The organism is Shigella sp. FC1967, assembly GCF_001743005.1.
Lineage (GTDB): Bacteria > Pseudomonadota > Gammaproteobacteria > Enterobacterales > Enterobacteriaceae > Proteus.
In genome coordinates, this window is the sequence record NZ_MIIZ01000862.1 from 1 (window position 1) to 2,411 (window position 2,411).

Here is a 2,411-nt window from a genome sequence, read left to right on the forward strand (position 1 = left end):
ATTACAACAAAAATTCGAGGAGAATATTCAGTCTCGTGTTGTTGATTTAAATAAAAGCTGTGATGCTGATATCAAAGTTGTGTTTGATTGGTCTGCGTTTCCCTACTTCTTATTTCTTCTTCTGCCTTTTCTGCGACATTAGCTGAAAAAAGAATTACAACAAAAATTCGAGGAGAATATTCAGTCTCGTGTTGTTGATTTAAATAAAAGCTGTGATGCTGATATCAAAGTTGTGTTTGATTGGTCTGCGTTCACAGCTGATGATTTAAAAACAACAGGTGTTGATAGTTATTGTAGCGAAGGATTAAAAGGCGTAATAAATACTTGTGAGAGTTCAAAAGTAGCACAAGAAACAGTAAAAGAAAAAAATACAGACTATTACCTGCTCTAAGGCAACACCACGTAATATTGAACTCAAAGAAGGCACGTTAAATTTTGGTATTGATTTCAATGCCGCAAACGATGCAAAAGCTGTTCAAGAACACCTAATAAATAATCTCTAAAGAGAATAAAATTCGACAAACAGTAATACGTTAAGATATTGCTGTTTGTTGATTAAATAACAGATTGAATAAGCTTTTTAGAATAATCATGAGAAACATTACCTAGATTATTTATCTCACATAATTCAATATTTTTACCTCGTAAAAAAGAACATCACCTTATCGCAAAAAATAAGCCACTGTTTGAATATCATGACTAATAAAAAAGATAAGAGAGAGTAAATTCTTCTTTTAACTGTTTTAATAAATCCAATATTTGAACTTGCGTTGGAATATCTAAAGAACTAAGGGCTTCATCTAATACAATAAGTTTTGGATAAGACGCTAACGCACGACATAAACATACTCGTTGAGCCTGCCCCCCAGAAAGTTCAAATAGATAACGTGTATAACTATTTTTAGGTAATTCTACTTTATCTAAAAAAGAAAAAATAAGTGTTTTTAATGCTTGATGACTCATGCTTGGATTAATGATTTTAATCGGCTCAGCAATAATTTCGCCTACCGTTAATGTCGGATTAACAGAAGTCATATAATCTTGAAAAACAATACTGATTATACCTTGACGATGAAGTCGTTTTGTAACCGGTTTATTATTTAAAGAGATAGCCCCACGATCAGGTAACTCTAATCCACAAATTAAACGCGCTAACGTACTTTTACCACTGCCACTTTCACCGACCAAACCAAAAGCTTCACTCGCATTAATATTAAAAGAGAGTGAGTCAATAACCTTCACTTTTTCACCAAAAAGTGTGTTATTTTTTTGAGTATAATACTTACTTATATTCTCAACGTTTAATAACATAACCCCTCTTCATGATGACAATATTAATCTGTTTTTTTATTAATCAATTGCTCGAACCGTAATGAAAGCTGTCGACGTGCATGAATTAAATAACGCGTATATTCTTGTGTTGGATAGGATAAAACGGTTATCTTCTCACCACATTCAACCATTTTCCCTTTTTGCATGACTAATATATCGTCAGCAATTTCATTGACTATCCCTAAATCATGAGAAATAAAAATTAATGTTGAGTGATGCGTCGTAACAACATGCTGGAGTAGTTTTAAAATATCTTGGCGTAAAGGTGCATCAAGCGCCGTTGTTGGCTCATCTGCAATTAATAAGGTCGGTGATAAAGCAAGTGCAATTGCGATCATCACACGTTGTAATTGTCCACCACTTAATTGATGAGGAAAAGCCTGCATAATAGATTGAAATTGATGAGGAAATACATGAGATAATGCCAATTCAGCTTTTTCTATCGCTTGCTTTTTAGAATAGGAAAAATGGTAGATTAACGTTTGGCAAAATTGCTTTCCTATTCTCATTAAAGGATCAAAGGCACTCATACCATTTTGCACAATGACACCTAAAGAGGTACCCAATAAAGCTTGTCGTTGAGAAAACGTCTCATGATTGATTGTCTTTCCATTCAAGAAAATCTCCCCTGACATGACGAATTGTTCAGGCAACAATCCCATAATGGCTTTACTCACTAAACTTTTACCGCTACCGCTTTCTCCTACGATCGCTAATGTACGTCCTTGCTTTATCGAGAAAGAGATATCATCAATCAATTTTTTTCCACTTTCTTGATGAGTAATCGAAACGTGCTTAAGCGTCAGTAAGTTGTTCATGCTTTTCTCCTACTGACTGACGATTATCTGGATCAAACACATCACGTAAGAAATCGCCCCAAAAATTAAATGCGGTGACAACAAGGGTAATGGCAATTCCTGCGGGTAACATCTGCTCTGGGTGTAATACCATGACATTTTTTTGCTTCACTGAGCATATTTCCCCATTCTGGCGTTGGTGGTTGTACACCTAACCCTAAAAAGGAAAGTGCCGAGATCATTAAAATAACACTCCCCATATCTGTTGATGCTAAGACAATA

General features: G+C 34.7%; 3 protein-coding genes and 1 pseudogene. 1 reads left to right on the forward strand and 3 read right to left on the reverse strand.

The genetic code is table 11. The annotated features are described in order from the left end of the window. Positions 1-232: 232 nt before the first annotated feature. A complete protein-coding gene (locus BHE89_RS25930; RefSeq protein WP_286146174.1) occupies positions 233-391 on the forward strand; it encodes a hypothetical protein in 159 nt (52 codons plus the stop codon). A 308-nt stretch (positions 392-699) separates the two neighbouring features. On the opposite strand, the gene BHE89_RS14730 is transcribed toward BHE89_RS25930, so the two are convergent. From BHE89_RS14730 to BHE89_RS14740, 3 genes and pseudogenes are all read right to left on the reverse strand, one after another. Further along, positions 700-1,311 (reverse strand): ABC transporter ATP-binding protein, encoded by a 612-nt coding sequence (locus BHE89_RS14730; protein WP_286146175.1) that lies wholly within the window; start codon positions 1,309-1,311, stop codon positions 700-702. 23 nt (positions 1,312-1,334) lie between these two features. Further along, a complete protein-coding gene (locus BHE89_RS14735) occupies positions 1,335-2,150 on the reverse strand; it encodes an ABC transporter ATP-binding protein (protein WP_069369507.1) in 816 nt (271 codons plus the stop codon). Further along, a pseudogene (locus BHE89_RS14740) lies at positions 2,128-2,411 on the reverse strand (ABC transporter permease); the annotation flags it as partial. The gene BHE89_RS14735 and the pseudogene BHE89_RS14740, both read right to left, overlap by 23 nt.

Bases quoted from the DNA above. Each gene is read 5' to 3' on its own strand.
- BHE89_RS14730 (WP_286146175.1), bottom strand. From the start codon at position 1,311: ATGTTATTAAACGTTGAGAATATAAGTAAGTATTATACTCAAAAAAAT.
- BHE89_RS14735 (WP_069369507.1), bottom strand. From the start codon at position 2,150: ATGAACAACTTACTGACGCTTAAGCACGTTTCGATTACTCATCAAGAA.